Below are 4,319 nucleotides of genomic sequence, written 5' to 3'. Positions count from 1 at the left end.
GGAGCACGTCGCCCCCTCGAACGCTGCCGATGCGGCCGGGCAGACGTCCACGGCCGAAGCAGAGGACGCAGGCCAGACACCACCAGAGAGCGATGCGGAAACCCCGGCGCCTGGGCTGAACGTGTCCGGCAACCACAATGCGCTCATTGTGGCTGCTCTCGGCTCGGTGTTCCTGTCGACGGGCAAGCAGCCGCTGACCGTCATCGACCTGTCCGAGTTCGAGCTGAGGGCAGCCAGTCAAGGGTGGGTGTCCAAGAACGCCGACGACCTGCCCGTGACGGCGGCCGACGAGGCTGCCAAGGTTCTCTCCGTACCGAACAGCGCGCTGGCGGTGCTCGCCGGACTTCCCGGCCATGGTAAGCGGACCGCTGGTATCCGGGCCTTGTGGCGGACATCGCGCTCTCGGCTGGCCAGGGGCGGCTCGATGGAATTGAAAGAGATCGAGCCCGACTGGGAAGACCCCGCAGAGCCGGACTGCTCCGTGCTGCCCGATGCCCCCAACGTCGGCTACTTGCTGGATGTTGAAAGCGAGATGGCCGGCTGGGTGAACCCGGACCGCGTGGCTGGCGCCCTGGCCGTCCATGCGGAGAAGCTGGCGAAGATCGGGTCGTGTCTGGTCGTGATCGCTGATGAACGGGTCTGGCCGCAGGCAGCCGTGCATACCGCGGCCCTTGTCCCCGTGAAGACCAGGCCGTCGGCCCAACTGGTGGCCCGTACGCACTTGGAGTACGTGTACGACTTGCCGGGCCGCGCTGACCTTGTCACGGCCGATCGTACCGACCCCGTGGCGGGGACAGCTGCCCGGTTGCTGACCGACGAGTCCACACCGGCGGACGGAGCCCGGCTCGCCGCGCTGCTGGCAGCTGCGGACGGCTCACCCGAGAGCATTGAAACGGCGGTGAGCAGGTTCCAGGAGTGGTCCGCCGACGTCGGCACGGTGTTCGCGGCTACGACGCGGATGCCCGAAGACCGCGCGCTGCTCATCGCTGCCGTGTTCCTCAATGGTGAGGACGCCCTCACGATCCAGGATGGGGCCCGGGCACTGCTGGGAGACCATGAGCTTGACAGTGTGCGCGAGATCCTCACTGGGCCGGACCTGAGCGACAGGCTCACGTCGGTCAAGGCGAAGGTGTCAGGCCGACAGGCCTCCTTCGACCACCGGCCGGGGTACACCAGGGCGGTGCTCCTGCACCTGTGGCACCAGCGTCCGGACATCCACACCCCGCTACTGCGTTGGCTGGACGGTCTGGTGGACCGGGCGGGTACCAAGCGCCTGAAGCAGATCAGCGATCTGCTGGTGGAACTGGCCATCGCCGAGAACGACATCCGCGTGGTGGAGACGATCAAGAACTGGATCGACGTCAGCAACGACGAAGCGCACCTGCGGTTGATCGCCAGTGTTCTGAGCCGAACGGCACAGGCCGATCGGCTGGGCCCGGCTGTCCGTGCGAAACTCCTCGACTGGGCGAAGGACGGACAGGAAGCAGTGGCCCGGGTGGTGGCCATGGTCTGCCAGAGCGACTTCGCCCACCACTACCCGCGACAGGCGATCGTACGAATTCAGCACATCCTGGCGAGGGCGGAGCGGGACGCTGCCGTTAGGGAGGCCGAGGCGGCGCTACGTGCCATGGCAGCCACCGAGAAGCTGCTGCCGACCGTCTGGCGCATGGTCAATGCCCGGGCCGCCAAGCGAGGCAGTACGGCCGGAAGCCGAGCCTTCCTGGCCGTCATCGATCCGCAGACCCACCCGTACGCTCTGCAGGTCACCCTCGCCTCGGCTGCGGCCGACCCGGTTGTCGCAGACGCCCTGGTCACCGGGTGGAGCACGGCCCTGGAGAACCGGACCGTCGATCCGGAGTGCCGGGCACTCATCGACCGGTGGGCCCACGCGCGGGCCGACGGCGTAGTGCCGCGTGAGCACGTCACGGAGATCCTCGGACGTGTCATCTCCCGCTACCTGACGGCCGCGCCGGTCTCCGCGCTGCTGATCGGCGAGCCGGGCGTCGCCTACGACGCCGCAGTGATCGAGCTGCGCGCCGACCTGCGGCAGGTGTCGCAGGCCGGTCCGTGGTCGGCGGTCGACGGTGAGATGGAGCCGTAAGGCGTGGGCTGGAGAAAGCAGGCCGTGCCCGACCTGCCGCAGGAAGTCCAGACTCGGGTGGAGCGCTTCGAGGCCCGATTGGACAGCGTGCACGAGGGCATCGCCTTCCACGTGGTTTTCCACGCGCAGGTGAGGAGCGTGCCCGCCTCGGTGGCCGATGTGGACGAGGCGGCCCGCGCTGTCCGAATCGCCTTGCGGCACGAGGCGGCGGATTTCCTACGCCACCAGGCCGCGACCGACCTCCACTCCGTACAGGACCTGCTGGCACGGGAGATGGCGAACACCCACACGCTGGTCGCTCCTGAAGTTCGATACGACGCGCGCGTGGACGTGACGCTGCTGCCAGGGGACCAGGCTGCTGTGGAGGCGCTGTTGGCCGCCCAGCGCGAGCAGTCCATCGCTATTGCCATCCGCCGAAAGGAGATCGAGGCTGTCGCCGAAGAGTTGTCCGAACCCGCCGCAGTCATGGCGCGATGGACCACGACTGACACAGCCGACTGGGGCAAGCGCTCGGGCGAGGCCAAGTCTCTCGCCGAGCTGTTCGCCACCTACCGGCCGCCCGGGCGGCATGGTGTCGAGTACGCCTTGGTAGAAGCGGTGCGGGAGTTCTTGGCCTCCTTCCCCGAGCCGGCGCAGAAACAGATGCTCTACGGACTCCTGGGCGCCGGAATGAAGAGGGCCGAGCGACCCGCGCACGCGGCACGTGTAGAGGAGATCGCCGGGGCCGCCGAAGGAACACGGGCGCCTTCTGGGAGCGCCTGATGCGCGGCAGCATCTATATCGGCGCCCCCGAGGAGTGGCGATGAGGGCAACCAGCATGTTTTGGCGCTGGACCCTCTCGCCACGGACCAGTTTCCTCGCATGGAGGCTCTCCAGGACCAGCCGCGACACCATCTCCTTCGACGTCGCCTGGAGGGAGGTCCGCGTCCGTCGGCACCCGGAAGAGCTCTCATATCGGGAGGCCGGGCATCTCCTCCCGCCACGTCGCCCGGGTGCGTGACTGGTTGCTGTTGGTCAGGTCCTGACGGAGCTGCCCTGCCAGGAAGCATCAGGCCTGGCCCTCCCCGGCGGAGGGCTGGGCCTCCCCTGGCCCCCAGGTGTCTCCCCTGAGGATGTTGCAGATCCAGTGGGAGGCCTGAAGGTTCCCTGCCGTGTGTTCGCTGGCCAGCGAGACTGGCTTGATGTGATCGAGGGTCGCCGACCACGGATCGGGCCATTCGGCGGCCGAGTCGATCGCCCTGCGACACAGTTGGCAGGCCCAATGGTCGCGCTCGTATATGTCGAGTGGATCCACCTGGGCGGCGGTGGCGTCGAGGACGTCGTAACTTCGCATGCGGGCTTGGTAGCTGTTACGGGCACAGGTGGAGCGTCGCTGTTTCTCGGAGCGGGCGGAGTAGGTAGGGGTCCAAAGGGTCGGAGTGGGCTCGGCTACGCAGACCCACGTTTCCCGCGTCCCGCATGATCCGAGGTGTGGTCGGTGGTGGTCAGGCCGTGATCCACGGGCTGTCCTCGGCCGGGGGCCGAATCGGCGACCTGCTCACAGGGGAGGCAAGCGAGGCCGTGCGCTACATCGCCCGCACCTACACACCATCACCGGCTGGGGGGAGACCAGTCACAAGGGTGCTCAAACCGCACGCCAGTTCACAGCTCGCCCGCGTACCATCCTGGTGGGGCGCCATCATTCGACAAAGGGGGACGGTGGACCTCTCCGGCAGGCTTACCAAAGCCAAGGACCTGTTGATAGCGGGAGAAGCCGAGTCAGAGGTACCCGATGTCATCGGGTACCAGGACGTTCGGCACCAGTGGGAACGCGGCTACCGTGAGACGCTGGAGCAGGCCGTTGAAGACGGCGCTTGCGGCCCGGACAGTACCAGCATCATTGATTTCCCCAAGACGGATCTGACTGTGCGGCCGGTAGCCCGTTTCTCTACCCGAGACCGGCTTATCTACGATGCTCTTGTCTTCGACGTCGCCGATCAGATCGACCGCCATCTTCACCCTGGCGTCTCTAGCTACCGATGGGACCGCTTCAAGGGTGAACCCAAGGGATGGTGGCCGAACTGGAAGTCCTATCGGGAAAAGTCACTGGATATCATCCGTTCCGACGTCTCACTCAGAGTTGCCTACCTTGATATCGCGGCCTTCTACGAGCACATCGACGTAGCCATCCTCGGAGACGATCTAGAAGCGCTCGGTGGTGACGGTCAGGCTGCCAGGT

3 protein-coding genes and 1 pseudogene are annotated in these 4,319 nt (G+C 66.8%); 3 read left to right on the top strand and 1 reads right to left on the bottom strand.

Translation table 11 applies throughout. The annotated features are described in order from the left end of the window. Together ACF1ED_RS37180 and ACF1ED_RS37175 are read left to right on the top strand one after the other, a co-directional pair. The coding region (locus ACF1ED_RS37180; RefSeq protein WP_391767793.1) for a hypothetical protein at positions 1–2,101 on the top strand (2,101 nt) is incomplete at its 5' end. Between the two features lie 24 nt (positions 2,102–2,125). After that, positions 2,126–2,863, top strand: coding sequence for a hypothetical protein (locus ACF1ED_RS37175; RefSeq protein ID WP_391767792.1), 738 nt, complete (start codon positions 2,126–2,128; stop codon positions 2,861–2,863). 286 nt (positions 2,864–3,149) lie between these two features. Here ACF1ED_RS37175 and ACF1ED_RS37170 read toward each other — a convergent pair whose 3' ends face one another. After that, positions 3,150–3,434, bottom strand: coding sequence for an HNH endonuclease (locus ACF1ED_RS37170; RefSeq protein WP_391767791.1), 285 nt, complete (start codon positions 3,432–3,434; stop codon positions 3,150–3,152). Between the two features lie 158 nt (positions 3,435–3,592). Between ACF1ED_RS37170 and ACF1ED_RS37165 the strand changes: the two are divergent. Continuing rightward, positions 3,593–4,319 (top strand): annotated as a pseudogene (locus ACF1ED_RS37165) (hypothetical protein); the annotation flags it as partial.

The organism is Streptomyces sp. NPDC014656 (assembly GCF_043084305.1).
Classification (GTDB): domain Bacteria; phylum Actinomycetota; class Actinomycetes; order Streptomycetales; family Streptomycetaceae; genus Streptomyces.
Note: the sequence above shows the minus strand (reverse complement) of the source record. Positions and strands in the feature narration are given on the sequence as shown.

Excerpts from the sequence above, each read along its gene's own strand:
- ACF1ED_RS37170 (WP_391767791.1), bottom strand. The coding sequence starts at position 3,434 with ATGCGAAGTTACGACGTCCTCGACGCCACCGCCGCCCAGGTGGATCCA.